Below are 26,355 nucleotides of genomic sequence, written 5' to 3'. Positions count from 1 at the left end.
CCGAATAAGCCTATTGCCCTCGCAAACGCCTGCGAGGGCATGCGGTTCGGATCATGCCTTGGTTTTCTTCGCCGGCGCAGCCTCGTCCTTCGCATCCTCACGGTGCTCGCCGACGCCGAGATAGATCAGGATCGGCGCCGCGATGAAGATCGAGGTGTAAGTGCCGACCAGCACCACGCCGAACATCATCACCGCGGTGAAGCTGTGGATGGCGTGACCGCCGAACAGCAGCAGGGCCAGCAATGCCAGCGTCACCGTGACGTGGGTGATGATCGAGCGCGACAGCGTCGAGTTGATGGACTCGTTGAGCAGCTGCGGCATCGGCATCTTCTTGTAGCGCCGCAGCATTTCGCGGATACGGTCGTAGATGACGACGGTGTCGTTGAGCGAATAGCCGAGAATGGTCAGCAGCGCCGCGATGCTGGTCAGGTCGAAATCGACCTGGCTGATCGACATGAAGCCGATCGTCAGCACGATGTCGTGCACGTTGGCGATCATCGCGCCCAGTGCGAACTGCCATTCGAAGCGGAACCAGAGATAGATCAGGATCGCGCCGATCGCGAGCATCAGGCCGGCCATGCCCCAGCCCAGCAGTTCGCCGGAGACGCGCGGGCCCACCACTTCGACGCGGCGGTAATCCACGGAATCGCCGAGAGCGCCGCGCACCTTGTCCACGGCGGCCTGCTGCGCCTTGTCGCCACCCGGCTGCTCGGCAACGCGAAGCAGCACGTCGGCAGGACCGCCGAATTGCTGCAGCTGGACTTCGCCGAGGCCGAGGCCGCCAAGGGTCGTGCGCATCTGCCCGAGATCGGCGGTGCCCGACTTGGCCCGCACCTCCATCAAGGTACCACCCTTGAAGTCGATGCCGAAGTTCAGGCCATGCGTGAAAAACAGCACGATGGCGATGATCGAGAGCGTCGCCGAGATCGGGAACGAGATGCGGCGGAACTGGGTGAAGTCGAAATGCGTGTCGTCTGGCACGATGCGGAGCGACGGCAGCAGACCCAGCACGCTGACCACGGTCAGCACGGCAATCAGGACGCCGAGAGAGATGAGAACGAGTTGAGTGGTGGTCACAGCCGGCCTCGAATGATCAAATCGGCACAGTCTTCGGCCGCTTCCACTGCACCCACCAGGCGACGATCAGGCGGGTCATGGTGAAGGCGGTGAACACGGTGGTGATGATGCCGATACCGAGCGTTACAGCGAAGCCGCGAACCGGTCCGGTGCCGATCATGAACAGCACGGCAGCGGCAATGAAGGTGGTGATGTTGGAATCGAGGATGGTCGCAAGCGCCCGCTTGAAGCCTGCATCGATCGCCGAAATCGGAGTCCTTCCGCCCCGCAGCTCCTCACGGATGCGCTCATAGATCAGCACGTTGGAGTCGACCGCGATGCCGACGGTGAGCACGATGCCGGCGATGCCGGGCAGCGTCAGCGTGGCGCTGAGCAGCGACAACAGACCAAAGATCATGGCGACGTTGATGGCCACCGCGATATTGGCGAACACGCCGAACAGCCGGTAGGTCACAAGCATGAACACGATGACGAGAATCGAGCCGACATAGGCCGCCAGCTCACCCTTGTCGATCGAATCCTGGCCGAGGCCCGGACCGACGGTGCGTTCCTCGACCACCGTGAGCGGCGCCGGCAGCGCGCCGGCGCGCAACAGGATCGCGAGGTCGTTGGCCGACTGTACGGTGAAACTGCCGGAAATCTGGCCCTGGCCGCCGGTGATCGGCTCGCGAATGACCGGCGCCGAGATCACCTTGCCGTCGAGGACGATCGCGAAGGGCAGTCCGACATTCTCCTGCGTGGCCTGCGAGAACTTGCGTGCGCCCGACGTATTGAACTTGAAGCTGACGACCGGCTCATTGGTCCGCTGGTCGAAGGTCGCCTGGGCGTCGGTCAGATCGCCGCCCGCAACCAGGACCTGCTTCTTGACCACATAGGGGGTCGGCGGGGGCGATGCGCTCATCAGGACTTCAGATTCCGGCGGCACCCTCCCCGCTTGCGCCTGATCCGGCGGCACCGAGGGGTCGACCATGCGAAATTCCATCTTCGCGGTCTTGCCCAGCAATTCCTTCAAATGGGTGGGGTCCTGCAAACCCGGCACCTGGACCAGGATGCGGTCGTTCCCCTGACGCTGGATGATGGGCTCGACGGTGCCGAGCTCGTTGACGCGCTTCTCGACGATCTGGATCGACTGCTCGATGGTCTTGCGCAAGCGCTCGATCATCGCGGCCTCGGGAATGCTGAGGCGGATCAATCCGCCGCCAGCATCGGTGATTTCAAGGTCGCGTTGACCGCTGGACCCCATCAGGCCGCCGATCGGCTGCGCAAGCTCGCGCAACTTGGCGAGCGCCGGCTGCAGGTCGGTGTCCTTGGTGATGCGAACCTCGGCCGCGTCGTTGCGCACGGTGACGCCGCCGGTGAAGCCGATCTTGGCCTCGCGAAGCACGCGACGGACGTCGTCGCGAACCTGGTCGAGCTTTTCCTTCTTCACGTAGTTGGAATCGACCTCGAGCTGCAGGGACGAGCCGCCCTGGAGATCGAGACCGAGCACGAGCCGACGCTGCGCCCAGGCCGGCCAGGTCTTGACCTGGGCCTCAGGGAAGAAATTCGGGACCGCGCAGAGGCACACGATCAGCGCCGTCAGGATAACCCCCAGCGCCTTCCACCGCGTGAAATACAACATCGACTGGACCTGTCAGATCAGGAGACTTGAGATGCTCGCGGACACGCTCACTTCGAGGCGGCGTCGTCCTTCGCGCTTTCCTTGGCGGCTTCCTTGCTTTCCTTGGCCGGCTCTCCCTTGGCACGCACGCCCGAGATCATCTGGCGCATCTGGCGCACGCGCACGCCGTCGGAAATCTCGAACTCGATCTGGTCGTCGTCGACGACCTTGGTGACCTTGCCGACGAGGCCGCCCGAGGTCACGACGGTGTCGCCGCGGCGGATGTTCTTCACGAGGTCGGCATGGTCGCGGACCTTCTTCTGCTGCGGACGCAGAATCAGGAAGTACATGATCACGAAGATCAGGGCGAACGGCAGCAGCGACATCAACATGCTGTTGGTGTCACCGGCGCCCGCAGCCTGGGCATACGCAGAGGTAATCAGCATTCGGACGATCCTCGTGAGAAACGGGGGAAGCCGGTCAGGCCCGCTGGGGCGACCGGTTCGGTCAAATTCGCGCGGACTATAGCGGCCATTGCCCCAATTGCAACGCTGCCAGACCGGCGATTTGGCCATCTTGCGGCGCGCCGTCAGGCCCGATAAGGCTGCATTCTCAGGAACTTCGGACATGCCCAAAAACACAAGCAAAAGCCCGGCCGGCAAAGGCCCCCGTACTCCTGCCAGGACGCCCACCCGCGTCGCGGCAAATCGCCCCAAGGGTGCGACCAAGAAGACCGCCAAGGCCGCTCTCAAGGCCCCGCTCAAGGCAGCGCCGGACCTCTCCCAGGAGCGCATCGTCCGCGCACTGGAGACCATTGCGGCGCACCTCGCCGCCCAGGGCAAGCCGGCCGCAGAGCCTCAGTCGTTCGAACGGGCGGATGCCTATGTCTGGCACCCCGACGGCCGCCTTTCGGCGGTGCCGCGGGTCAGCCGCGTCGAGCTGTTCCTGCTCAAAGGCGTCGACCGCATGCGCGACATCCTGATGGAGAACACCGAGCGCTTCGCCAATGGCCTGCCGGCGAACAACGCCTTGCTCTGGGGCGCGCGCGGCATGGGCAAGTCGTCGCTGGTGAAGGCCGCGCATGCCAGCATCAATGCCGACCGCAAGGCCGCCGACAGGCTGAAGCTGATCGAGATCCACCGCGAGGACATCGAAACATTGCCGCTGCTGATGGAAAAGCTGCGCGACTCCAGCTTCCATTTCATCGTGTTCATCGACGACCTCTCCTTCGATGGCAACGACGCGTCCTACAAGTCGCTCAAGGCCGTGCTCGAAGGCGGCATCGAGGGCCGGCCCGAGAACGTCGTGCTCTACGCCACGTCGAACCGTCGCCATCTCCTGGCGCGCGACATGATCGAGAACGAGCGCTCGACCGCGATCAACCCCGGTGAAGCCGTCGAGGAAAAGGTCTCGCTGTCGGATCGCTTCGGCCTGTGGCTGGGCTTCCACCGCTGCAGCCAGGACGAATATCTCGCCATGGTGCGCGGCTATTGCAGCCATTTCGGCGTTGAGATCGACGACGAGGCGCTGGAGCGCGAAGCGCTTGAATGGTCGACAACCCGGGGCTCACGCTCGGGCCGCGTCGCCTGGCAGTTCGTGCAGGAACTGGCGGGACGGCTCGGCGTGAAGCTGACGGCGAAGTAGCTGGACAGTCTCGCCCGACCCAAAACCGTCATTCCCTGCGCAGGCGGGGAATCCAGTATTCCAGAGACAGTTGCGATCGATCGAGAGGCTGCGGCGTACTGGATCGTCCGCCTTCGCGGACAATGACAGTTCACCTGTGGCGGGAGTGTGCCCTGCTCTGCGTAGGCCTCACGCCCCGTTCAGGAATTGAAGCGGGTCAACCGGGCTCGATCCCTTGCGGATCTCGAAGTGGAGCTGCGGCGACGCCACCTCCCCGGATTGACCCGACTTGGCAATGACCTGACCGCGCTTGATGGTATCGCCGCGCTTCACCAACAGCTCACTCGCATGGGCATATGCGGTGACGTAGCCGTTGGAGTGCCGAACCAGGACCAGATTGCCGTAACCCTTCAGCTCGTTGCCGGAATAGGCGACGACGCCGTCTTCAGCCGCCTTGACCGGCGTTCCCTCGGGCACCGCCAGATTGATGCCGTCGTTGGATTTGCCGTTGGTCTTGGCGCCGTAGCTGGTGACCACCTTGCCGCGGACCGGCCAGCGGAAGGTCGGAAGCGCGCTGGTGGTCTCGGCAGCCTTCGCCGGAGCCTCCGCGGGCTTCTCTTCGACATTGGTCGTTGCCTGGGCGAGGCGCGCGCTCTGCACCGGCGCGGCGGCGGCCATCTTCGTTGCTGGCGCGGGCGCAGCCGCAACGGGCTGCAGCGTCCCCGCGACCGGAGCAGCCCCGACGGGCGCAGCGGCCACCGGCGCTGCGAGAGCAGCGGTCTTCGCGCCGGGCACCGTCAGCTTGGTGCCGAGCTTCAGTTTGGCCGAGGGATCGAGGCCGTTGGCACGGGCGAGCTCGGCCGACGAGATATGGTTCTTGCGCGCGATGCTGGCGAGCGTGTCGCCGTGATTGACGAAATGCGTGCTCGGCGGCGCAGCCATGGCCGCAACCGGCTTTGCGGCCGGAGCGGCCGCAACGGGAGCCAACGCAGGTGCGGGCGCAGCGGCCGTGGCCGGATGCGGGATGATCAGCTGCTGGCCGGGCGACAGCGCGCGCGGGCCCTTGTAGCCGTTGGCGGCGAGGATCGCCTGCGGCGTGACGTGATAGCGCTTGGCGAGCACGTCGAGGGTGTCGCTGGTGCCGACGATGATCTTGGTGCCGCCGGCCGGCTGGGCGGCGGCAACGGAGCGCACCGGCACGGTGGCCGTGGTTTCCAGATGCGGCTGCGCCGGGGGCGCGTAGGAGCTGACGCCGCGTCCGCCTCCGGACACGCCGCCACCACCCGCAACGGGATAGGATTGCGGCGCGGACACCGCCGGCGGCGGCAAGGGCTGCGACTGATAATATCCGGGCTGGGTCTGCGGCCGCGCATATTGCGGCAGCTCACGCGGCTGGTGCGGCGGGGCCTGCTGCACCGAGCCGGTCGACTCTGACGAGAAGGGATTGGAGAAGTTCGACTGGGACAGTCGCGACGACATGTCGGCGCTGCACCCTGCGAAGCTGAAGGAGATCAGCGCCAGCACCGCGACCTGCGGCACGCGGCGCGAGTAAAGCAACTCGGCGACAGCGGACATGGTTACTCACTCGTACGCAACAGAACTGGTGTTTTAAGTAAACACGCGTCGAGTAAATAACGGCTTAACCCTCCCAATAAGATGTTGGCGGCACAGCCGATCCGGAATTCTACAGCTCCCGCGCCACGCCGGGCAGTGCCGGCACGAACCGGACCTCGACGAGTTCCCTGCGCTCGATCCCCCCTGCGGTCCGGGTCAGCCGGATCAGCGTCTGCACGCCCTGATGGGGGCCGACCGGTGCGATCAGGATACCCCCGACTTCGAGCCGCTCGACCAGGTTCTCGGGGATCTGCTCCATGGCGGCTGTGACGATGATGCGATCGAATGGGCCGATATTGGGCGGCAGGTTAAGCCCGTCGCCAAGCATCACCTCGACATTGTGACAATCGAGCTTTTCGAGCCGGGCGCGTGCCGTATCGGCAAGCTTGCGATAGCGCTCGACCGTCAGGACCTGGCCGGCGAGCCGGGACAGCACGGCCGCCTGGTAGCCCGAGCCGGTGCCGATCTCGAGGACGCGATGCTGCTTCTGGAGCTGAAGCTGCTCGGTCATGTAGGCGACGACGAAGGGCTGGCTGATGGTCTGCCCGCAGGCGATCGGCAGCGCACTGTCCCGGTAGGCGCCCTCGCGATCGGCCTCGTCGACGAAGAGTTCGCGCGGCACCTCCTCCATGGTTCGCAGCACCGCCTGATCGCTGATGCCCCGACGCCTCAGCGTGAGCTGAAACATCATCTTTTCCGGCGGGTGCTGATGAGAGGTCATTGCCTGCTGACGCTGTCTTGCCGAGCCCGATCGGCCTCAAGCCCGGATGCGGGAATCTTGTTCCTGTCCAGGAACCCATGATAGCCTTGGCGCAACGTATTTGACCACAAATAGGCTTGCCATAAGCGAGCCGCGATGACCATTTTCAGACATCCGTTCGTCGAAACGCGCATTGCGTCGATTCGTGTTATCTGCGAACGTTTTGGGCAATGGGCAAGGACTCAACTATGACCGCGGGGCTTTCTGGCCGCTCTGTATTCCTCGTCGAGGACGAGGTGATGATCAGGATGATGGTCGCGGACATGCTCGAAGAGCTCGGCTACAAGGTCGCAGCCGAGGCCGGCGACATCACCGAGGCCATGCGGCTCGCCCAGGCGACCGAATTCGACATCGCCATCCTCGACGTCAACGTCAACGGCAAGGTCATCTCGCCGGTCGCCGACGTCATCAAGGCCAAGGGCTGCCCCTTCATCTTCGCCACCGGCTATGGCTCGTCCGGCCTGCCCGAGCAGTACCGCGACCGGCCCGCGCTGCAGAAGCCGTTCCAGCTCGACGCGCTCGGCAAGACCATCGAAGCCGCGCTCCGCGGCGAGTAGCCGCTATTTCCGGATCTTCCTACTTCAACGTCGCGCTGAGCTCTTCCGAAAACGCTTCGTTGGTGCGGTCGAGCCTGAGCGGCGTGACCGAGACGTAGCGCTCGCGAAGCGCCGCCAGATCGGTGCCATTGGCCGGTGTGTCCATCATCGCGGCGCGCTCGAAACCAATCCAGAAATAGGGATTGCCCCGACCGTCCTTGCGCTCGTCGATCCTGAGGAAACCGAGATTGCGCTTGCCCTGGCGCGTGACGCGGATGCCGAGCACATCCTCCGGCGCGCAGGACGGGAAGTTGACATTGATGACGGTGTCCTTGGGGATGCCGGCGGCGATCACCTTGCGCAGGATGTCGGGACCGAACTTCCGCGCGGTGTCCCACGGCGGCCGCTCGCGAGTCTCGACGCTGAACTCCTGCGACAGCGCGAACGACGGCAGGCCGAGAATGGTGCCCTCCAGCGCGCCGGCGATAGTGCCGGAATAGACCACGTCCTCGGCGACGTTGCGGCCCTTGTTGACCCCGGACAGCACGAGATCGGGCGCCTTGCTTCCCAGGATATGCCGCGCCCCCATGATGACGCAGTCGGTCGGCGTGCCGCGCACGGCAAAGTGCCGCGGTCCGACCTCGCGCAGGCGCAACGGATCGTTCAGCGACAGCGAATGCGACACGCCGGACTGGTCGAGCTCGGGCGCCACCACCCAGACGTCGTCGGACAGCGCGCGCGCAATCTCCTCCACGACCTTGAGACCGGGAGCGTGGATGCCGTCGTCATTGGTGCAGAGGATGCGCATGCGAAGGGTCGATTCCAAAAAAAAGTGGGGTCCGGGCCGTCTTAACCGGCTCCGGCCGATCAGGCAAACCGGGTGATCAGGGGTTCCCGGCCGCGTCCTGTTACCGGCGGATGCGCCATTGCGGCAGGAAGCGCGCCAGCCGCCCTTCCGCGCGCAGCTTCATCGCCGGCACGGCCGGACTGACGACCGGCGCCTCGATCACGCCGAGCGCCTCCAATTGCGCAACGAGCGGGTTGGACTCCGGCGCCTGCGGAAAGCGCTCGCGCGCCACCGTCAGCGCCTTGTCGAAGTCTGCTGCATTCACGCCGGGCTTGGCGCGCCGGCTCCGCACGAGTTCGTCGTCCCAGAGCCTGTTGATCTCGATGTCGAGCACGCCGCGCAGGCGCTGGTCGACGGCCTGAATGCCGGCACCCGTCACCGCCCATTGTCTGCCGACCCAGAAGATGTCGCGGTGCAAGGCCATGAACGGAGGGTTCGCTCTGAAGGGTGGGCGGCAGGATAACCGCCCGTCCGATCTTCGCAACCGAACGTTTCCGCCGTGACCGGCGGGCAATGCGCTTTACTCGCGCCCGATCACCTTCACGCCGCCCATATAGGGCTGCAGCACGTCGGGGACCGCGATCGAGCCGTCCTCCTGCTGATAGGTTTCCATCACGGCGATCAGTGCACGACCGAGCGCGGTGCCCGAGCCGTTCAGCGTGTGCACGAAGCGCGGCTTGCCGTCGGGGCCGCGCGAGCGCGCATCCATGCGGCGCGCCTGGAAGTCGCCGCAGACCGAGCAGCTCGAGATCTCGCGGAACGCCCCGCCCTCGCCCTGGCCCGGCATCCAGACCTCGATGTCATAGGTTTTTTGCGACGAGAAGCCCATATCTCCTGCGCAGAGCGTCATCACGCGATAATGCAGACCGAGCCGCTGCAGCACCTGTTCGGCGCAGGACAGCATCCGCTCCAGCTCGTCCTTGCTCACTTCCGGCGTCGTGATCGAGACCAGCTCGACCTTGGTGAACTGATGCTGGCGGATCATGCCGCGCGTGTCGCGGCCTGCCGCGCCCGCCTCGGCACGGAAGCACGGCGTCAGTGCGGTGAGCCGCATCGGCAATTGCTTCTCGTCCAGGATGGATTCGCGCGCGAGGTTGGTGAGCGAGACCTCAGCAGTCGGGATCAGGCCGAGGCGCTCTGTCCGCAGCCGCTCCTGATCGGGCGATGCAAGCAATTCGCCCTTGATCGCCCAGAACTGGTCGTCCTCGAATTTCGGCAGCTGTCCGGTGCCGAACATCACCTCGTTGCGCACCAAGAGCGGCGGATTGATCTCGGTATAGCCGTGCTCGTCGACGTGCAGATTGAGCATGAACTGGCCGAGCGCGCGCTCGAGCCGCGCCAGCCCCTTCTTCAGCACGACGAAGCGCGCGCCGGAGAGCTTTGCCGCCGCCTCGAAATCCATGTAGCCGAGCGCCGTGCCGAGATCGTCATGCAGCTTCGGCGCGAAATTGTAGTTGCGCTTGTTCCCGAACACGTGGTGCTGCACGTTGCCGTGCTCGTCGACACCATCGGGCACTTCGTCGAACGGAATGTTCGGAATCGCGGACAGCTCTTTGGTCAGCTCCTCGTCGGCGGCTTTCGCGGCCGCTTCGAGCTCAGGCATCGTGGTCTTGAGCTCGGCAACTTCAGCCATCAGCTTGGCCGCGCGCGCCTCGTCCTTGGCCTTCTTGGCATCGCCGATCTCCTTGGAGGCCGCATTGCGCCGCGCCTGCGCCTGCTCGGACGCCAGGATCGCCGCGCGCCGCGTCTCGTCGATCGCGAGCAGCGAGGCCGACATCGGCTTCAGGCCACGCCTGATGAGGCCGGCGTCGAAGGCTTGCGGATTATCGCGGATCGATTTGATGTCGTGCATGGCTGTGGTCCTGGGCTTGTTGCAGGCCTGCAAATCCTGGATTTGCATTCATGCAAACATGCAAATGGCCGCTCCCCCTAGCACAGCTGTCATCATCCGCGAAGGCGGATGATCCAGTATTCCAGAGACGGCGGTGATTCCATGATAGGCCGCGGCGTACTGGATTCCCCGCTCCAGTGCGCAATTGCGCACAAGGCGGGTAATGACAGTGGTGGCTTGCCGCCCTACTCCGCCGGATTGGTCGGCGCCGAGATGTCGGTACCGGTGCCGGCCTGCGCCGCTGCCGCCTTCTTCTCCACCATCGCCACCGCGATGATCGAGCCCTCATAGAGCGCCATCAGCGGAATTGCGAGCGAGCACTGGCTGATCACGTCGGGTGGCGTCAGCACGGCCGCGATGACGAAGGCGATGACGATGAAATAGCGCCGCTTCTCGCGCAGCATCTTCGAGGTGATGATGCCGATGCGGCCAAGCAGCGTCAGGATCACCGGAAGCTGGAAAGCGATGCCGAAGGCGAAGATCAGCGACATCATCAGCGACAGATATTCGCCGACCTTCGGCAGGAGCTCGATCTTTGCGGTCTCGTCGCTGCCGAGCTGCTGCATGCCCAGCGAGAAGCGCGCCAGCATCGGGAACACGACGAAATAGACCAGCGCCGCCCCCAGCACGAAGAAGAACGGCGTCGCGACCAGATACGGCAGGAAGGCCTGCTTCTCGTGCTTGTAGAGTCCGGGCGCCACGAACATGTAGACCTGCCCCGCCACGATCGGGAACGAGATGAAGGCCGCGCCGAACATCGCCAGCTTCAGCTGGGTGATGAAATATTCCAGGAACGCGGTGTAGATGAGCTTGGCGTTCGCGGGGTCGCCGACGGCCAGGACATAGGGCCATACCAGCACGTTGAAGATCTGCTTGGCGAAGAAGAAGCAGAAGATGAAGGCTATGCCGAAGCCGAGCAGTGCCTTGATCAGCCGCGAGCGCAGCTCGATCAGGTGGTCCATCAGCGGGGCTTTGCTGGCCTCGATATCGGCGTCGGTCATGACGCTTTGGCGTCCTTGATCGCTTCGGATGGCGCGGTGTCCTGTGCCACCGAGGTCTGCGCAACCGGTGCCTGCTCGACTTCGCGGGTGATGGCGAGCGGCTCGTTGGCGGCCGCATGCGCTTCAGCTTCCATGAACGTCGCAGGCGTCGGCGCTTCCGGAGTCGTTGGCGTTACAGGCGCTTCATTTGAAGTCGCCGGCGCGTCACTTGAAGTCGCCGTCGGTTCGACAGCGGTTGTGGTCGTCGTCTCGGCCGGCTTGTCCAGCGCATCGACGCGGAGCGCGTCGCTGACGTCCTTCTGGAGCGAGGTCAACGGATTGAAGCCGGTGGCGGCTTCCTTGACCTCGTCAAAGCTCTTCTTGAGGTCGGCCATCTCGGCCTCGCGCATCGCTTCCTGGAACTGGCCCTGGAATTCGGCGGCCATCTTGCGCGCCTTGCCCATCCACTGCCCGACCATGCGCAGCACGCCCGGCAGCTCTTTCGGGCCGATGGCGATCAGGGCCACGACCCCGATGAGGACCAGTTCACTCCACCCGATGTCGAACATGAGGTCTTCCGTTCACGCGAAGCCGCAACCGGCCCAATCCCTTGCGCGCAGGATCGGGGCCGTAAGCCGCGTCTCGCGTGCTCTCTGGCTCAGACGGCCTTGCTGCCGACGTCGGACCGCGCCGCGGTCGGCGCATTGTTGTGCTCGATGGACTTGGCCGGCTCGGGCTTCTCGGCAGGCTTGTCGTCGTCCTGCATGCCCTTCTTGAAAGCCTTGATGCCCTGCGCCACGTCGCCCATCAGATCCGAAATCTTGCCGCGGCCGAACAGCAGCAGGACCACTGCGATCACCAGGATCCAGTGCCAAATGCTGAGTGAACCCATCCTGCAACCCTCCAAACGCGCATGGCCGGGACACCCGGCCGATCTTCACCGAAACCTAGGCTTGGCAGGTCTCAAAAACAAGGACCAAGGCAGCGCCAATTCGCTGTGGGCGCTACGTAATCTTGCTAGTGTTAACTGTCGCAGGGGCCCGAAAACTGACGGTACGTCAGTCCTCGCTGCTGCCGTCGCTGCCGCCCTCGCCGCCATCATGGCTGGCTTCAGGCGCATCCTGCTGGGCCTCGGGCTCGACGGCAGGCGCCAGCGCCAGATCGAGATCCTCGCCCGGTTCCAAGGGATCCTCGTCCTCGCGGAGCTGCGGATCGTCCGACGGCGTCGGCACGCTGAAGCCGGTCGGCAGGCGAGAATCCAAGAGGCCCGTGCCCTTCAGCTCCTCCAGGCCCGGCAGATCGCCGAGCTGTTCCAGGGTGAATTGCGACAGGAAGTCCTCGGTGGTTCCGAAGGTCAGCGGACGGCCCGGCGTCTTGCGCCGGCCACGCGGCTTGATCCAGCCGGTCTCCAGCAGCACGTCGAGCGTGCCCTTCGAGGTGACGACACCGCGGATCTCCTCGATCTCAGCGCGTGTCACGGGTTGGTGATAGGCGATGATCGCCAGCACCTCGATCGCCGCACGCGACAGGCGGCGGGTCTCGGTGCTCTCCCGCGTCATCAGCCAGGCGAGATCGCCGGCGGTGCGGAAGGTCCATTTGTTGGCGACGCGGACGAGATTCACGCCACGCAACGAATAGTCGGCCTGGAGCTGCTCGAGCGCGGCCTTGACGTCGACCCCCTCGGGCATGCGTTTGGCCAGCGTTGCCGTATCCAGCGGTTCACTCGAGGCGAACAGCAGCGCTTCCAGCAGCCGCAATTCCTCCGGACGTGCCTGGGTTTCATTCTCCATCGGCTCGGCCTCTTCTACCCGCACTTCAGCCAGGCTTGCCATGGCAGATTCTCCTTCTTGCACTTAAGCGACCGGCGCATCAGGCGCAGGAGCTGCGTCCGGGACCGGTTTTGGGCGCCCCTTCCGGAAATAGATGGGCGCAAATGCCTCTTTCTGGTTCAGTTCCAGCTGCCCCTCACGCACGAGTTCCAGCGCGGCGGCAAAGCTCGAGGCGAACACCGTCGCGCGCTGCGTGGGATCGGCGACGTGCCGGATCAGGAAGTCGTCGAGCACGCCCCAGTCATCCTGCTCGGTGATGCTGCCGACCAGTCGCTCCAGCGTGGCGCGCGCTTCCGCAAGCGACCACACCGTGCGCTTGGCCAGATGCACGCTTGCGAGCACGCGCGACTGACGCTGCGAGGCATAGGCGGTGAGCAGATCGTACAGTGTCGCGGTGTATTTCGGATGCTTGATCTCGGCGATCTGCTCGGGCTCGCCGCGCGGGAAGATGTCGCGCAGCAATTGCTGCCTGTTCATCAGGCGGTTGGCGGCCTCGCGAATGGCCTCCAGCCGGCGCAGGCGGTTGGCGAGCGCGGTGGCCATTTGCTCGGCGCTCGGGCCTTCCGCGCTCGGCGGCTCCGGCAGCAACAGGCGCGACTTCAGGAAGGCGAGCCAGGCCGCCATCACGAGATAGTCGGCGGCAAGCTCGAGCCGGATCTTTCGCGCGGCTTCGATGAAGTGGAGATACTGATCGGCCAGCGCCAGGATCGAGATCTTGGCGAGATCGACCTTCTGCTGCCGTGCGAGCGCAAGCAGCAGGTCGAGCGGGCCCTCATAGCCTTCGACGTCCACCACCAACGCCGGCTCACCCTCGGCGAGCTCTGCGGGCCGCCCGGTTTCAAACGATAGGATTTCTGCAGTCATGCGGATGCCGTGTTTGCCCGTGCGATCAATGCGTCCAGCTCAGTGCGTGCGGCGACGCGGTCGAGCGGCTGCGGCGCCTGGCGGGCGGCGAGCGCGGCCTTCGCCCGCTCCAGCCCCCGGCCCGACAGCTCAGGTGTCTCACCGGCAACCGCGCGCATTTCCTCGATGTTGCCGTTGCAATGCAGGGCCACGTCGCAACCGGCCGCGAAGATGGCGCGGGTCCGCTCGGCGATATTCCCCGACAGCGCGTTCATCGACACGTCATCACTCATCAACAAACCCTGGAACCCGATTGCGCCGCGAATCACGTCAGCAATCATTGTCGCAGATGTCGTCGCCGGATGGGCGGGGTCGACCGCGCTAAACACAACATGTGCAGTCATCGCCATCGGCAGGTCCGATAGCGGCTTGAACGCGGCGAAATCGGTCCGTTCCAGCTCATCCCTCGGCGTATCCACCGTCGGCAGCTTGAAATGGGTGTCAGCGGTGGCCCGGCCGTGGCCGGGAATGTGTTTGAGGATCGGCAGCACGCCCCCCTGCTCCAGCCCTTCCGTGACGGCCCGCGCGATCGCCGCGACCTTGGCGGGTTCCGTGCCGTAGGCCCGGTTGCCGATCACGGCATCGGCGCCCGGCACCGGCACGTCAGCGAGCGGCAAGCAATCCACGGTAATGCCGAGATCGGCGAGATCAGCCGCGATCAGACGGGCGGACAGGCGCGCCGCGGTGATGCCGAGCGCCGAATCAGTGTCGTACAAGGTCGAGAAGACCGCGCCCGGCGGATACACCGGCCAATGCGGCGGCCCCAGCCGCTGCACCCGCCCGCCTTCCTGATCGATCAGCACAGGCGCGTCGGGGGCACCTGCCGCGTTGCGCAATTCGGCAACCAATGCAGCGACTTGAGCTGGGGTTGCGACATTGCGCTTGAAGAGGATGAAACCCCACGGGCGCTGCTCGCGGATAAACTCCCGCTCGGCGGCGGTCAGTTCCGTTCCGGTAACGCCGGTAATGAAGGCCCGCGTGCTCATAACGGCCGATTAACCCTGACCCGCGAGAGGGTCAAGGAAACGGCCGTTAATTCCTCTGGATGAAGCAGCTCGGCAGACCGGCCGCCTTCAGGCTGTTGCAAGCCTGCGTCGCTTCTTCGGCTGACGCGTAGGGACCTGCGAACGCGCGGTAGACGATCCCCTTGCCCTTGTCGGTGAGATCCACCCGCTTGATCACAGGCGAGCGCGATCCGAGCACGCTGCCGTACTTGCCCTGAAGCACCCGGTAGGAGGCGTGCGCGCTGTCCTCGCTCTGCTGCGAGGAGACCTGCACGATGTAGCCGCCGCCGCTGCTGGGAGGCGCGATCTGAGTCGGAGTGGTCGCAGCCATCCGTTGTGGCGGCGGCTCGGCCGCCGGAGCCGATTGCGGCGCCAGCGACATCGGTTGATTGACGCTGGCATTGGCCGAGGTCGGCGGATTGCGCGATGCGGCCGGTGCAGCGGGCGCGGCAACCGGCTTCGGCGCAGCCGCCGGCTTGGCGGTAGCGGCCGATTGCGGCGTGGCGCTCTCGGTCTGATCGCCCTTCACGGCGACAGTCCTGATCGGGCGCGGCGAATTGTTCGGCAGCGTGCCGTTGCTTGCGCCCGGCGGCGGCACCGCGGACGGCGATACGCTCGCGACCGACGGCGGGTTCGCGTTCTGGTTCAGTGGCGGGAACACCACGCGGGGACCGCCCGCCTTGGCGTTGACGTCGACCGGAGCCTCTTCGCGCGGCACGATCTTCTCGGTGCCATCGCCGCTCACCATGCGATCCGGCACCTTGGACGCGGAGTCCGATGGCGCGGGCACGATCTTGGTCGGCGTGTTGTCGGCCTTGATGATCGGCGGCTCGCCGCTGCGGGGCGAACCGATATAGGTCTTGTAGGCGAAGGCAGCTCCCGTGCCGACCACGGCCAGCGCCAGGATCGCCGCGACCGTCATCATGCCGCCGCGCTGCTTCTTGGGCTCGTCGACCTCCTCATCGGGATAGTCGCTCTGATATGCGTAGGGATCGTCCGGATAGGCCGGATCGCGCTGATAATCCTGTTCGCCAGCCTCGAGCCGGCCATAGAGCGCATCGTCATAGCGCGACGGATCGGGCTGCTGATACGGCTCCTGATAGGCCGGCTGCTGGTAGACCTGATCCTGCTGCGGGTAATGCTGCTGGCGAGCCTGCCCCTGATAGGCCTGCCCTTGATAGGCCTGCCCCTGATAGGCGTGGTCCTGATAGGCGTGATCCTGATAGGCCTGCGGCTGATGAAGATCAGGCGCGGGCGCGGCCGGCTGGGCCGCATAGCGATGCAGCGGATGGACCGGGCTGACCGACACTGGATAGTCAGGCTCAGGAGCTGGCGCCGGCTGCGGCTGCACATTGGCCCGCCGCATCCATGAGGGGGGCGCGGGCGCTGTCGGCTCAGCGTAGTCCTGCTGATCATCGTCCTGCCGGTAGTCGTCTTGCTGATAGCCTTGGGCAGGTGCAGGCGGTGTTGGCGAGTGCGCGCCGGGCCGTCCCTGCGCTGCGAACGGATCGGTCTGTCCGATCAGGCGGGCAAGCTCAGCCAGGGGGTCGCTTTCCGTCTTGCCATGCTGCGCGCCGCCGCGACCATAGTCATCGGAGGGAAACGGTCTGTCCTGATATCGTTCGGCCATCGTGATGATGCGTCCCTTCGGGAAAGCCGCGCGCCCCTCGACCAAGGCACGGCCTTCGACCCACAAGGCTTTCAACCAAGTCTAAGCGATCCGGCTTCTGCCGGTACCCCCAACAATCCCCTTAAGTAGTTCGCCCCAAACTACCGCATCTCGTTCGGTGCATGGACGCCGAGGATGGCGAGGCCCGATGCCAGAACCGAGACGACGCCCTGGACCATGGCCAGTCGCGCCTTTGTTAGATCTGCATCATTATTGATAATGAAGCGTAAATAGGGCAAATCGCGCCCCTTCGTCCAAAGTGCGTGAAATTCGCTCGCTAAGTCATAGAGATAAAAGGCAATACGGTGCGGCTCATGGGCCGCGGCGGCGGCTTCGAGCATACGAGGATATATTGCGAGCCGCTTGAGAAGTTCAAGCTCGACCGGGTCCGACAAGCGTTCCACTGCCGACTCACTCAGCCAGGCGATCCGCTTGCCGGCGTCCTCCGGCAGGTCCGGGAATACCTCCGCCCGCGCGTTGCGGAAGATCGAGTGACCGCGGGCGTGGCCGTACTGGACGTAGAACACCGGGTTGTCGCGTGACTGTTCCATCACCTTGGCAAGGTCGAAGTCGAGCACCGCGTCGTTCTTGCGGTACAGCATCATGAAGCGGACGGCGTCCTGGCCGACTTCATCCACCACCTCACGCAAGGTGACGAAGTCCCCGCTCCGCTTCGACATTTTCACCGGCTCGCCGTTGCGCAAGAGCTTCACGAGCTGGACGATCTTGACGTCGAGCGAACCCTTGCCCGAGGTCGTCGCCTTCACCGCCGCCTGCATGCGCTTGATGTAGCCGCCATGGTCGGCGCCCCAGACGTCGATCATCTCCGCAAAACCACGGTCGAACTTGTTCTTGTGGTAGGCGATGTCGGAGGCGAAGTAGGTGTAGGAATTGTCTGACTTGATCAGCGGACGATCGACGTCGTCGCCGTACGCGGTCGCCTTGAACAGCAGCTGCTCGCGGTCTTCCCAATCCTCGACCGGCGCGCCCTTCGGCGGCGGCAGGCGGCCTTCGTAGATGTCGCCCTTCGCCTTCAGGAAATCGATGGTCTCGGCAACCTTGTTGTTGCCGGTCTCGATCAGCGAGCGCTCCGAGAAGAACACGTCGTGGCGGATGTTGAGCGCGGCGAGATCGTCCTTGATCTCGTCCATCATCATCGCGATCGCCTTGGCGCGCACGGTCGGCAACCACTCGGCCTCGCTCATCGCGCGGAGCTTGTCGCCGTGCTCGTTCGCGAGCGCCTGCCCGACCGGCTTCAGATAGTCACCGGGATAGAGGCCTTCCGGGATCGCACCGATGTCCTCGCCGAGCGCCTCGCGGTACCGGAGAAACGCGGAGCGCGCGAGCACGTCGACCTGGGCGCCGGCGTCGTTGATGTAGTATTCGCGCGTGACGTCGTGGCCGCCGAACTGCAGCAGGCTCGCCAGCGCATCGCCGAACACGGCGCCGCGGCAATGGCCGACATGCATCGGGCCGGTCGGATTGGCGGAGACGTATTCGACGTTGACCTTGGAGCCGCCGCTGATACGGCCGTAGTCGGGGCCCTCACGCAGCACGGTTCGCAGCGCCTCGGCCCAGGCGGCCGGCTTCAAGGTCAGATTGATGAAGCCGGGACCGGCGACGTCAACCTTGGCGATCAGCGCGTCGGCGCGGAGCTTTTCAGCAATCTGCTCGGCGAGCTCCCGCGGCTTCGCCTTTGCCTCTTTCGCCAGCACCATCGCGGCGTTGGTCGCCATGTCGCCATGGGAGGCATCGCGCGGCGGCTCGACCACCACACGCGCGTAATCGATGCCCTCTGGCCAGCCGGCGTCCTTCGCAAGCGCGCGGCAGGCGGCGTGCACGCGTGCGAGCACATCGGCGAACAAATGCAGGGATGAGGAGGTCTGGGGCATGGCCGCCGCCTAACGCAAATCCGGGGTCGAGTCAAAGAGCCGCTGGTGCTCGGTCAGGGCGAAACGGTCGGTCATTCCGGCAATGAAATTGCCGATCCGGCGGGCCCGGTCGCCCTCGTCGTCGCCTTGCGCCCCCAGCAGCCATTCCGGCGGCAGTTCGGCCGGCACCTTCAGGTATTTCGCGAACAGGTCGAACAGGATCTGCTCGGCCTCCCCCATCACCCGCATCACCCGCTTGTGGCGGTACATGTGCTGGTAGAGGAAGGCCTTGATGGCGGCCTCTTCCTCGGCGACCTCGGGCGGGAACGCGACCAGGGCCCGGCTCTGCTGGCGTACGTCCTGGGCCGATTGCGGCTTCACCGCGGCGAGGTTCTTCTGCGTCTCCCCGAATACCGCGCCGATCAAATGCGAGATCAGCTCGCGCACCAGCTCGGCCCCGCGCCTGAGGTCCTCGAGTTCGGGATAATGCGCCGAAGTCTCGGCGATGATCTCGGCCGTGAGCGGCATCACCTTGAGATCGTCGAGATGGAACAGGCCCGCGCGCAGGCCATCGTCGATGTCATGGGCGTCATAGGCGATGTCATCGGCGAGCGCGGCAACCTGCGCCTCCAGCGAGGCGAAGCTCCACAATTCGAGGTCGTAGGTCCTGATGTAGTCGGCGATGCCGACGGGAATGCCGTGCTCGCGATAGCGGCCGACCGGCGCGCCGCTGCGATCGGTGAGCGGGCCGTTGTGCTTGACGATGCCCTCCAGCGACTCCCAGGTCAGGTTGAGCCCGTCGAATTCAGGATAGCGGTGCTCCAGCGAGCCGACGACGCGGAGCGTCTGGGCGTTGTGGTCGAAGCCGCCGAAATCCTTCAGGCAGGCGTCCAGCGCCCGCTCGCCGGCATGGCCGAACGGGGGATGGCCGAGATCGTGGGCAAGCGCGAGCGTCTCCGTGAGGTCCTCGTCCAGCCCGAGCTGCCGGGCCAGCGCGCGGGCGATCTGCGCCACCTCCAGCGAATGGGTCAGGCGCGTGCGGTAGTGGTCGCCCTCGTGGAACACGAACACCTGGGTCTTGTACTTCAGGCGGCGGAACGCGGTGGAATGGATCACCCGGTCGCAATCCCGCCGGAACGGGCTGCGGGTCCGGCTCGGCGGCTCGGTGACCAGCCGGCCGCGGCTGCGGTCGGGATCGCAGGCATAGGGCGCGCGGGGGGCTGCCATTCCGACGGACACGACGAATTTAGTCCCTATCCATTTGATTCTGCGTATCCTTGCACTTAACTATGCCGGACGCGGGATACCAAATGAATTGGATATGACCGCGGGCCTATCGGAGAGCCGAGATGACGACTGACGTGACCATCAGTGACCGCGCCGCACGCCGGATTGGGGAAATCCTCAAGGGCGAAGGTGCCGGCGCGATGCTGCGCATCTCCGTCGAGGGCGGCGGTTGCTCGGGTTTCCAGTACAAGTTCGACATCGACCGCGCGCGGACCGACGACGATCTCGTGATCGAGCAGGACAACGCGGTGGTGCTGGTCGATTCCGCTTCGCAGCCGTTCCTGGCGGGCTCGCAGGTCGATTTCGTCGACGATCTGATCGGCGCCTCGTTTCGCGTCAACAATCCGAACGCGACGGCCTCTTGCGGCTGCGGGACGAGCTTCTCGGTCTAAAGCCGCTTATGCGCCGGTGATCTGCCTTTCCTCGTCCGTCCACTCCACGTCTGACGGTATCAGTTCGGGCTGAAGCGGCGCATCCTCCGACATCGTGAATCCGTCCAGCGCGCGCAGCAGGGCCGCGACCAGCGCCGGCTTGCGCAGCGGCTTGGCGAGGAAATCCGACATGCCGGCCTCGCGGCAGATCCTGACGTCTTCGGGGAAAGCGTTGGCCGTCAGCGCGACAATCGGCAAGGCCGCGAAGCGTCCGCCTTGCGCACGGATGGCGCGGGTGGCGGCGAGCCCGTCCATGTCGGGCATGCGCACGTCCATCAGCACGACATCGTAATTGCCTTCGGAGGCTGCCGCGACGGCCTCGGTCCCGTCGGTGACGACACGCAGCTCGACGTCGAAGGCCCCGAGCATCTTGCTGACGACCATGCGGTTCACCGCATCGTCCTCCGCGACCAGCACCTTCAGCGGCCGATCGAGACCGGCGATACGGGCCTTGAGCTCGTCGGCCTCGTCGCGGTCCGACGCCTGCTCGGATGCCTGCGTCTGGCTCCAGGGCAGCACCAGCGTGAAGCGGAAAGTCGAGCCCTGCCCCGGCGTCGAGGTGACGCCGATGGTGCCGCCCATCTGCTCGATGATGCGCCTGGAGATCGCAAGGCCGAGACCGGTGCCGCCGAAGCGGCGGCTGATCGAGGCATCGGCCTGCGCGAAGTCGCTGAAGAGCTGGCCGAGCTTTTCGGGGGCAATGCCGATGCCGCTGTCGGTCACCGTCCATTCGACGGTCGCGAGCAGGTCGCGGCGCGCCTGGCAGGTCGCAGCGATCGTCACTTCGCCCTGATCGGTGAACTTCACCGCGTTGGATGCGAGGTTGAGCAGCACCTGGCGGATGCGCGCGACGTCGCCGCGCAGTGTCGGCGGCAGGTTCGGGTCGAGCTCGACCTTGACCGCGAGGCCTTTGCTCTTGGCGCTCGCGCGCACCACGGTGGCGACCGCCTCGACCAGCGCCTGCGGCGCGAAGTCGATCGCCTCGAAGGTGAAACGTCCGGCTTCGAGCTTGGACAGGTCGAGGATGTCGTTGAGGATGCGCTGGAGGTTGTCGCCGGATTCGCGGATCGTGGTGACGGCTTCGCGCTGTTCCGGATCGAGCTTGGTTTCGAGCAGCATGCTGGCAAGCCCGAGCACGCCGTTCATGGGCGTGCGGATCTCGTGGCTCATCACGGCGAGGAAGTCGGACTTGGCACGGCTCTCGGCCTCGGCCTTCTCCGCGCGCCAGCGCTCGGTCACGTCACGCCCGAAGCCGCGATAGCCGAGGAACTGTCCCTCGCGATCGTAGGCGGGCTTTGCCGTCAGTGACCACAGCCGCGCCTCGCCGCCGGCGACGACCTTGAGGCTCATCTCGTGAAGCGGCTCGGCATGCTCCATCAGGCCGACGATGTTGTAGGCCGCGGACTTGTCCTCGGGACAGAGCATGTCGAGCACGTCGGCGAAGAGCGAGCCCTTCAGCAGCGGCAGCGGCACCTGCGCGACGTCGGCGAAGCGTTGGGGCACATCGACCAGATGTCCCTCGGCGTCGGTCTGCCACAGCCAATCGCTGGCGTTCTCCTGAAAGTCCTTCAGCAGCAGCGAGATGATCTCGGTCTGCCGCTCGAGCTCGAGCTGGGCCTTGAGATTGCCGAGGAACAGGTTGCCTTGCGAGACGATGTTGCGCGCCATGAAGAACGCGAACAGCAGCAGGAACACCGAGGTCACGAGATAAGGCCCGGTTCCGCACAGCAGCAGCGCGCCGGCGCAGGCGACCGTCATGGTGGCGAGATAGACGAGCCCGGCGCGCGGGAACGTCGACAGCGTGAAGGCGCCGCCCGACATCATGCCGACCATCAGGCAGGCCAGGATCAGCTGGCTGGTCGGCTCGATGCGGCTGAACAGAGCGAGCGGCAGCGTGCCCCAGATCGCGGCGAGGAAAAACGCCTGCCGCAGCATCTGCCGCGCGGCGCGCGGGGAGGCCTCCTGCGGCGGGTTCTGGTGCGACCTCCGCCATGAACGCACCGCGAGCGAGGCCGTGGCGGCGAGCGTCAGGCCCCAGATCGCGAGGAAGTCGTTCCAGCCCCTGCCCCAGAACAGGATCAGCACGATGGCGACGTTGAGCATCGTCACCGCCATCGTCACCGGGATCAGCCGCGTCACGGCGTCGATCTGCTTGGCGCGGATGCGGCGGATCTCGCGCTCGCTCAGGCCGGCAGTCAGGCCGTCCTCGATCTCGAAGCCGCCGAGCCAGTACAGGAACGCGCCGATCAGGCCGTCACGCGGCTCCGTTCGCTTCATCGATTTGTCCGGCCATCCCATTCCAAGGAACCTTTTCCGTATCAATGGCCTGCGGCCGGCTTAAGCCGGGTTAATTTTGTGGGAGATTTTGCGGCGTCCTTGACGGGCGCGTTGGCAGTTTGTTCTAACCATGACCCCTGCCCGGAGCCCTCCCCATGCCCATCAGAGTAGCCACCTGGAACGTGAACTCGGTCCGGCAGCGGATCGACCTGCTGCTGACCTGGCTGAAGGAGTGCCAGCCGGACATCGTCTGCCTCCAGGAGATCAAATGCGTCGACGAGGCCTTCCCGCGGCTGGAGATCGAGGCGCTGGGCTACAACGTGGTCACCCACGGGCAGAAGACCTTCAACGGCGTCGCCCTGCTCTCCAAGCTCCGCTTCGACGAGACCAAGTCGGGCCTCGCCGGCGACGACGAGGATGCCCATGCCCGCTTCCTCGAGGGCGTGGTGACGCTGAAATCCGGCGTGCTGCGCATCGCCTGCCTCTATCTGCCCAACGGCAATCCGGTCGGCACCGAGAAATATCCCTACAAGCTCAAATGGATGTCGCGGCTTCTTGAGTATTCGAAGGAGCGCCTCAAGACCGAGGAGCCGCTGATCCTCGCAGGCGACTTCAACGTCATCCCGCATGCCCGCGACGTGCACAACCCCGCCGCCTGGACCGAGGACGCCCTGTTCAAGCCCGAGACGCGGGAGAGCTTCCAGGCCCTGCTCGGCCTTGGCCTCACCGATGCCCTGCGCGCGGTCACCGACGAGCCCAACCTCTACACCTTCTGGGACTACCAGGCCGGGGCCTGGCAGAAGAACCAGGGGCTGCGGATCGACCACCTGCTGCTGTCGCCGCAGGCCAGCGACAAGCTCGCCAATGTCGGGATCGACAGCTATGTGCGCGGCTGGGAGAAGCCGTCGGACCACGTTCCGGTGTGGGCGGATCTGGATCTGGAGGCGGCGTAACGTTCGCAGGGAGCGAGCGGCAGTCGCAGCTGCCGTAGGGTGGGCAAAGGCGCAGCGCGCCGTGCCCACGATCTCTTGATGATCGAAACAGAGGGTGGGCACGCTGCGCTTTGCCCACCCTACGGCACTACGGCACCAGGGCTGCCGCAGCTACTCGCGGCGGTCCTTCACCCACTGCTCAAGCAATTGCAGGCACATGGCGCGGTCGTCGTCGGAGGCCTTGGCGAAGGCGCGGTTGTAGCTTTCCTTGATCCAGGTCTCTTCAGTGCCGGCACTGTCGCGCGCCAAGGTCAGCCACATCAGGCCACGCGCGGCCTGCCGCGGCAGGCGATCGCCGTTGAACAGCATCTGGCCGAGCAGCGCCTGCGCCTCGTGCTGGCCCTTCTGGGCGGCAAGGCCCAGCCAGCGCGCGCCGTAGCGGAAATCCTCACGCGAGGCGTCCGGGGTCTTCAGGTAGAGCCGGGCGAGATCGTATTGAGCGTCGGCATTGCCGAAATAGGACGCCGCATAGGAGAACATCTCCCGCGCCCGATCCGGATCCGACTTGACCTTCGAGTTCGGGATGCCGCTGAGATAGTAGCGGCCGAGCGCGACAAAGGCGTTGGCCACGATCTGCGCCTGCGGCGCCGACGGACTGTCCTCGGCATGCGCGTTGGCGATCCGGCTGAAATATTCGAAGGCGCGCAGATCGTCCTGGGCGACGCCGTCGCCATTGGCGTACATGCGGCCGAGCTTCCACTGCGCAATGGGATGACCGCCCTCGGCGGCATATTGCAGGGCGCTGAGCGAGGTTTCCTGGGTCACCGGCGCGACCTTGGCGCGCACGTTCGCCGCGGTCCCCGGCAGCGCGGTCACGACCGGAATGGTCGCGTCCTTCGGGTTGACCGGGGCGCCATCGAAGGCGAGCGCCGGCGCGGCCAGCGCACTGGCCCCCAACACAAACGCAACAATGGCACGCCTAGATGTCCGCATAGCACTGTTTCTCGTGCGCGCCGCCCGGATGGGTCACTGCCCCCCCGACCGCTGGTCCAACCTGCTGAGCATACTTCCAGAGCGCACCCGACGTGTGGTTAGTCGCGCGAGCGCTCCATTTGGTCTTGCGTTGAGCGAGCTCGGTGTCGCTCAATTTTACGTTAAGGGTACCGGCAACCGCGTCGATCTCGATGATGTCGCCGTCCTCGAGCAGCCCGATGGGGCCGCCGACCGCCGCCTCGGGCCCGACATGGCCGATGCAGAAGCCGCGGGTGGCGCCGGAGAAGCGGCCGTCGGTGATGAGCGCGATCTTGCCGCCCATGCCCTGGCCGGTCAGCGCCGCGGTGGTCTGGAGCATTTCCCGCATGCCGGGGCCGCCCTTGGGCCCCTCGTAGCGGATCACGATGACTTCGCCTTCGCGGTAGGTGCGCTTCTGGACCGCCTCGAAAGCATCCTCCTCGCGGTCGAAGCACCTGGCCGGACCGGTAAACCTGAGGTTGGACATTCCCGCGACTTTCACGATCGCACCTTCTGGCGCCAAATTGCCCTTCAGACCGACCACACCGCCTGTCACGGTGATGGGCTTGTCCGCCGGGTGCACCACGTCCTGGTGCGGATTCCACTTCACGCTCTTGAGGTTTTCGGCGATCGTGCGGCCCGTCACGGTAAGGCAATCACCGTGCAGGAAGCCGTTGTCGAGCAGCGTCTTCATCAGAAGCGGTATGCCACCTACTTCAAACATGTCTTTGGCGACATAACGGCCGCCCGGCTTCAAATCCGCGACATATGGTGTCTTTTTGAAGATTTCGGCGACGTCGAACAGGTCGAACTTGATGCCGCATTCGTGCGCGATCGCCGGCAGGTGCAGTGCAGCATTGGTCGAGCCGCCGGAGGCCGCGACGACGGCGGCCGCGTTCTCGAGCGCCTTGCGGGTGACGATGTCGCGCGGCCGGATGTTCTGGGCGATCAGGTCCATCACCTTCTCGCCCGCGGTCATGCAGAAGGCATCGCGGATTTCGTACGGTGCCGGGGCACCGGCCGAGTAAGGCAGCGCCAGGCCGATCGCCTCGGACACGGTCGCCATGGTGTTGGCGGTGAACTGCGCACCGCAGGCGCCCGCCGAGGGGCACGCCACGCGCTCGATCTCGTCGAGATCCTCGTCCGACATGGCGCCGACCGAGTGCTTGCCGACGGCCTCGAACATGTCCTGCACGGTGACCTGCTGGCCCCGGAAATTGCCTGGCAGGATCGAGCCGCCATAGATGAAGATCGAGGGCACGTTGAGACGGACCATCGCCATCATCATCCCCGGCAGCGACTTGTCGCACCCGGCGAGCCCGACGAGGGCATCATAGGCATGGCCGCGCACGGTGAGCTCGACGGAATCGGCGATGCATTCACGCGACGGCAGCGAGGAGCGCATGCCGTCATGGCCCATGGCGATGCCGTCGGTCACGGTGATGGTACAGAATTCGCGCGGCGTGCCGCCGGCCGACGCCACGCCCTTCTTCACCGCCTGAGCCTGGCGCATCAAGGCGATGTTGCAGGGAGCGGCTTCATTCCAGCAGGAAGCGACGCCGACGAAGGGCTGGTGGATCTGCTCGGTGGTCAGACCCATGGCGTAGAAATAGGAGCGATGGGGCGCGCGCGCAGGGCCTTCCGTCACGTGACGGCTCGGCAGCCTCTGCTTGTCAATCTTCGCGCCCATCGCAAACCAGTTTCCCCGGTCAACCCTTTCAGACCCGAAAAATCAGAGCCAAGATTTGAATCGACCTTGGGATTTCTTCGTCGCCTTCGAGGACCGCCGCTGCCTTTAAAACATGACAGCGATTTTATTCATGTTCGGGTGTGGCCAAAAAGCGGCGGTGATGCGAACCGTCGGTGATGACGGTTAAATCGGAACCGACTGTTGCGCAGACAGCACAATCGTTACCGGGAAGACACGGGGTCGCGTACTTCGGTACCGTCGAGGGAGAACGGAAAACAACCTCTGCCTTTGTGAGCCGCAAGATGCACCCGCCCTCACACCCCGGGCAAGATCCACGCAAGTGAGTCGGCGCTTCCGCGCACTCTCATGTCCCGGACGCGCCGCAACGCGAAGCGTTGCTGCGCTGCGTCCGGGGCACGAGAGCGGAATATGAGGCACGCGCTCTCCTCCGCGTCATTGCGAGGAGTTCTTGCGACGAAGCAATCCAGAGTCTTTCCGCGGAGAGATTCTGGATTGCTTCGCT

Annotated in this window: 24 protein-coding genes; 4 read left to right on the top strand and 20 right to left on the bottom strand. The window is 65.2% G+C overall.

All coding sequences use genetic code 11. The annotated features are described in order from the left end of the window. Positions 1-51 precede the first annotated feature (51 nt). Genes secF through yajC form a run of 3 tightly spaced genes read right to left on the bottom strand, consistent with a single transcriptional unit; the run spans position 52 to position 3,123 of the window. Entirely contained in the window at positions 52-1,077 is a 1,026-nt protein-coding gene (gene secF, locus Q0743_RS33255; RefSeq protein ID WP_298245641.1) for a protein translocase subunit SecF, read from the bottom strand. 16 nt (positions 1,078-1,093) lie between these two features. Continuing rightward, entirely contained in the window at positions 1,094-2,698 is a 1,605-nt protein-coding gene (gene secD, locus Q0743_RS33250; protein WP_298245640.1) for a protein translocase subunit SecD, read from the bottom strand. A 47-nt stretch (positions 2,699-2,745) separates the two neighbouring features. Further along, positions 2,746-3,123, bottom strand: coding sequence for a preprotein translocase subunit YajC (yajC, locus tag Q0743_RS33245; protein ID WP_298245639.1), 378 nt, complete (start codon positions 3,121-3,123; stop codon positions 2,746-2,748). Between the two features lie 181 nt (positions 3,124-3,304). Between yajC and Q0743_RS33240 the strand changes: the two genes are divergently transcribed. Next, complete coding sequence (locus Q0743_RS33240; protein ID WP_298245638.1) at positions 3,305-4,321, top strand: ATP-binding protein; 1,017 nt, start codon at positions 3,305-3,307, stop codon at positions 4,319-4,321. A gap of 168 nt (positions 4,322-4,489) precedes the next feature. On the opposite strand, the gene Q0743_RS33235 is transcribed toward Q0743_RS33240, so the two are convergent. Together Q0743_RS33235 and Q0743_RS33230 are read right to left on the bottom strand one after the other, a co-directional pair. Beyond that, on the bottom strand, positions 4,490-5,875 hold the full coding sequence (locus Q0743_RS33235) for a LysM peptidoglycan-binding domain-containing M23 family metallopeptidase (protein WP_298245637.1): 1,386 nt from the start codon (positions 5,873-5,875) through the stop codon (positions 4,490-4,492). Positions 5,876-5,984: 109 nt separating this feature from the next. Then, the gene (locus Q0743_RS33230) at positions 5,985-6,635 is read right to left on the bottom strand and encodes a protein-L-isoaspartate(D-aspartate) O-methyltransferase (protein WP_298245636.1); all 651 of its coding nucleotides are present in this window, start codon (positions 6,633-6,635) and stop codon (positions 5,985-5,987) included. A gap of 227 nt (positions 6,636-6,862) precedes the next feature. Between Q0743_RS33230 and Q0743_RS33225 the strand changes: the two genes are divergently transcribed. Further along, complete coding sequence (locus tag Q0743_RS33225; protein WP_298245635.1) at positions 6,863-7,231, top strand: response regulator; 369 nt, start codon at positions 6,863-6,865, stop codon at positions 7,229-7,231. A gap of 19 nt (positions 7,232-7,250) precedes the next feature. On the opposite strand, the gene surE is transcribed toward Q0743_RS33225, so the two are convergent. The 12 genes from surE to Q0743_RS33165 form a co-directional block, all read right to left on the bottom strand. After that, positions 7,251-8,018 (bottom strand): 5'/3'-nucleotidase SurE, encoded by a 768-nt coding sequence (gene surE / locus Q0743_RS33220; RefSeq protein WP_298245634.1) that lies wholly within the window; start codon positions 8,016-8,018, stop codon positions 7,251-7,253. A gap of 100 nt (positions 8,019-8,118) precedes the next feature. Next, the gene (locus Q0743_RS33215; RefSeq protein ID WP_298245633.1) at positions 8,119-8,481 is read right to left on the bottom strand and encodes a hypothetical protein; all 363 of its coding nucleotides are present in this window, start codon (positions 8,479-8,481) and stop codon (positions 8,119-8,121) included. Between the two features lie 96 nt (positions 8,482-8,577). Then, on the bottom strand, positions 8,578-9,909 hold the full coding sequence (serS, locus tag Q0743_RS33210) for a serine--tRNA ligase (RefSeq protein WP_298245632.1): 1,332 nt from the start codon (positions 9,907-9,909) through the stop codon (positions 8,578-8,580). Positions 9,910-10,133: 224 nt separating this feature from the next. Further along, positions 10,134-10,949 (bottom strand): twin-arginine translocase subunit TatC, encoded by an 816-nt coding sequence (gene tatC, locus Q0743_RS33205; protein WP_298245631.1) that lies wholly within the window; start codon positions 10,947-10,949, stop codon positions 10,134-10,136. Beyond that, a complete protein-coding gene (gene tatB / locus Q0743_RS33200; protein WP_298245630.1) occupies positions 10,946-11,497 on the bottom strand; it encodes a Sec-independent protein translocase protein TatB in 552 nt (183 codons plus the stop codon). The genes tatC and tatB overlap by 4 nt, the downstream gene beginning before the upstream one ends. Before the next feature lie 89 nt (positions 11,498-11,586). Continuing rightward, complete coding sequence (locus Q0743_RS33195; protein ID WP_028145381.1) at positions 11,587-11,820, bottom strand: twin-arginine translocase TatA/TatE family subunit; 234 nt, start codon at positions 11,818-11,820, stop codon at positions 11,587-11,589. 166 nt (positions 11,821-11,986) lie between these two features. Further along, on the bottom strand, positions 11,987-12,760 hold the full coding sequence (scpB, locus tag Q0743_RS33190; protein ID WP_298245629.1) for an SMC-Scp complex subunit ScpB: 774 nt from the start codon (positions 12,758-12,760) through the stop codon (positions 11,987-11,989). Between the two features lie 21 nt (positions 12,761-12,781). After that, positions 12,782-13,621, bottom strand: coding sequence for a ScpA family protein (locus tag Q0743_RS33185; RefSeq protein WP_298245628.1), 840 nt, complete (start codon positions 13,619-13,621; stop codon positions 12,782-12,784). Further along, positions 13,618-14,646 (bottom strand): beta-N-acetylhexosaminidase, encoded by a 1,029-nt coding sequence (gene nagZ / locus Q0743_RS33180; RefSeq protein ID WP_298245627.1) that lies wholly within the window; start codon positions 14,644-14,646, stop codon positions 13,618-13,620. Before nagZ ends, Q0743_RS33185 begins: the two co-directional genes overlap by 4 nt. Positions 14,647-14,692: 46 nt before the next feature. Continuing rightward, positions 14,693-16,294, bottom strand: a complete 1,602-nt coding sequence (locus Q0743_RS33175; RefSeq protein ID WP_298245626.1) for an SPOR domain-containing protein — start codon at positions 16,292-16,294, stop codon at positions 14,693-14,695. A gap of 140 nt (positions 16,295-16,434) precedes the next feature. Next, complete coding sequence (gene argS, locus Q0743_RS33170) at positions 16,435-18,225, bottom strand: arginine--tRNA ligase (protein ID WP_298245625.1); 1,791 nt, start codon at positions 18,223-18,225, stop codon at positions 16,435-16,437. Between the two features lie 9 nt (positions 18,226-18,234). Then, a complete protein-coding gene (locus Q0743_RS33165) occupies positions 18,235-19,431 on the bottom strand; it encodes a deoxyguanosinetriphosphate triphosphohydrolase (RefSeq protein ID WP_298245624.1) in 1,197 nt (398 codons plus the stop codon). Positions 19,432-19,553: 122 nt separating this feature from the next. Between Q0743_RS33165 and erpA the strand changes: the two genes are divergently transcribed. After that, a complete protein-coding gene (gene erpA, locus Q0743_RS33160) occupies positions 19,554-19,883 on the top strand; it encodes an iron-sulfur cluster insertion protein ErpA (protein ID WP_298245623.1) in 330 nt (109 codons plus the stop codon). A gap of 6 nt (positions 19,884-19,889) precedes the next feature. Here the strand turns inward: erpA and Q0743_RS33155 are convergent, their stop codons facing one another. Then, positions 19,890-22,220, bottom strand: a complete 2,331-nt coding sequence (locus tag Q0743_RS33155; protein WP_298245622.1) for an ATP-binding protein — start codon at positions 22,218-22,220, stop codon at positions 19,890-19,892. 134 nt (positions 22,221-22,354) lie between these two features. Here Q0743_RS33155 and xth point away from each other — a divergent pair, with 134 nt between their 5' ends. After that, positions 22,355-23,152 carry an exodeoxyribonuclease III gene (gene xth / locus Q0743_RS33150; protein ID WP_298245621.1) on the top strand — a complete coding sequence of 266 codons (798 nt, stop codon included), beginning with the start codon at positions 22,355-22,357 and terminating at the stop codon, positions 23,150-23,152. 150 nt (positions 23,153-23,302) lie between these two features. Here the strand turns inward: xth and Q0743_RS33145 are convergent, their stop codons facing one another. Beyond that, entirely contained in the window at positions 23,303-24,124 is an 822-nt protein-coding gene (locus Q0743_RS33145) for a tetratricopeptide repeat protein (RefSeq protein ID WP_298245620.1), read from the bottom strand. After that, on the bottom strand, positions 24,111-25,832 hold the full coding sequence (gene ilvD, locus Q0743_RS33140) for a dihydroxy-acid dehydratase (protein WP_298245619.1): 1,722 nt from the start codon (positions 25,830-25,832) through the stop codon (positions 24,111-24,113). Before ilvD ends, Q0743_RS33145 begins: the two co-directional genes overlap by 14 nt. Between the last annotated feature and the right edge of the window lie 523 nt (positions 25,833-26,355).

It is taken from the genome of uncultured Bradyrhizobium sp. (genome assembly GCF_936943645.1).
Classification (GTDB): domain Bacteria; phylum Pseudomonadota; class Alphaproteobacteria; order Rhizobiales; family Xanthobacteraceae; genus Bradyrhizobium.
This window is presented reverse-complemented; position numbering and strand designations above follow the sequence as displayed.

Bases quoted from the DNA above. Each gene is read 5' to 3' on its own strand.
- secD (WP_298245640.1), bottom strand. From the start codon at position 2,698: ATGTTGTATTTCACGCGGTGGAAGGCGCTGGGGGTTATCCTGACGGCG.
- yajC (WP_298245639.1), bottom strand. From the start codon at position 3,123: ATGCTGATTACCTCTGCGTATGCCCAGGCTGCGGGCGCCGGTGACACC.
- Q0743_RS33240 (WP_298245638.1), top strand. From the start codon at position 3,305: ATGCCCAAAAACACAAGCAAAAGCCCGGCCGGCAAAGGCCCCCGTACT.
- Q0743_RS33235 (WP_298245637.1), bottom strand. From the start codon at position 5,875: ATGTCCGCTGTCGCCGAGTTGCTTTACTCGCGCCGCGTGCCGCAGGTC.
- Q0743_RS33230 (WP_298245636.1), bottom strand. From the start codon at position 6,635: ATGACCTCTCATCAGCACCCGCCGGAAAAGATGATGTTTCAGCTCACG.
- Q0743_RS33225 (WP_298245635.1), top strand. From the start codon at position 6,863: ATGACCGCGGGGCTTTCTGGCCGCTCTGTATTCCTCGTCGAGGACGAG.
- surE (WP_298245634.1), bottom strand. From the start codon at position 8,018: ATGCGCATCCTCTGCACCAATGACGACGGCATCCACGCTCCCGGTCTC.
- Q0743_RS33215 (WP_298245633.1), bottom strand. From the start codon at position 8,481: ATGGCCTTGCACCGCGACATCTTCTGGGTCGGCAGACAATGGGCGGTG.
- serS (WP_298245632.1), bottom strand. From the start codon at position 9,909: ATGCACGACATCAAATCGATCCGCGATAATCCGCAAGCCTTCGACGCC.
- tatC (WP_298245631.1), bottom strand. From the start codon at position 10,949: ATGACCGACGCCGATATCGAGGCCAGCAAAGCCCCGCTGATGGACCAC.
- tatB (WP_298245630.1), bottom strand. From the start codon at position 11,497: ATGTTCGACATCGGGTGGAGTGAACTGGTCCTCATCGGGGTCGTGGCC.
- Q0743_RS33195 (WP_028145381.1), bottom strand. From the start codon at position 11,820: ATGGGTTCACTCAGCATTTGGCACTGGATCCTGGTGATCGCAGTGGTC.
- scpB (WP_298245629.1), bottom strand. From the start codon at position 12,760: ATGGCAAGCCTGGCTGAAGTGCGGGTAGAAGAGGCCGAGCCGATGGAG.
- Q0743_RS33185 (WP_298245628.1), bottom strand. From the start codon at position 13,621: ATGACTGCAGAAATCCTATCGTTTGAAACCGGGCGGCCCGCAGAGCTC.
- nagZ (WP_298245627.1), bottom strand. From the start codon at position 14,646: ATGAGCACGCGGGCCTTCATTACCGGCGTTACCGGAACGGAACTGACC.
- Q0743_RS33175 (WP_298245626.1), bottom strand. From the start codon at position 16,294: ATGGCCGAACGATATCAGGACAGACCGTTTCCCTCCGATGACTATGGT.
- argS (WP_298245625.1), bottom strand. From the start codon at position 18,225: ATGCCCCAGACCTCCTCATCCCTGCATTTGTTCGCCGATGTGCTCGCA.
- Q0743_RS33165 (WP_298245624.1), bottom strand. From the start codon at position 19,431: ATGGCAGCCCCCCGCGCGCCCTATGCCTGCGATCCCGACCGCAGCCGC.
- erpA (WP_298245623.1), top strand. From the start codon at position 19,554: ATGACGACTGACGTGACCATCAGTGACCGCGCCGCACGCCGGATTGGG.
- Q0743_RS33155 (WP_298245622.1), bottom strand. From the start codon at position 22,220: ATGGGATGGCCGGACAAATCGATGAAGCGAACGGAGCCGCGTGACGGC.
- xth (WP_298245621.1), top strand. From the start codon at position 22,355: ATGCCCATCAGAGTAGCCACCTGGAACGTGAACTCGGTCCGGCAGCGG.
- Q0743_RS33145 (WP_298245620.1), bottom strand. From the start codon at position 24,124: ATGCGGACATCTAGGCGTGCCATTGTTGCGTTTGTGTTGGGGGCCAGT.
- ilvD (WP_298245619.1), bottom strand. From the start codon at position 25,832: ATGGGCGCGAAGATTGACAAGCAGAGGCTGCCGAGCCGTCACGTGACG.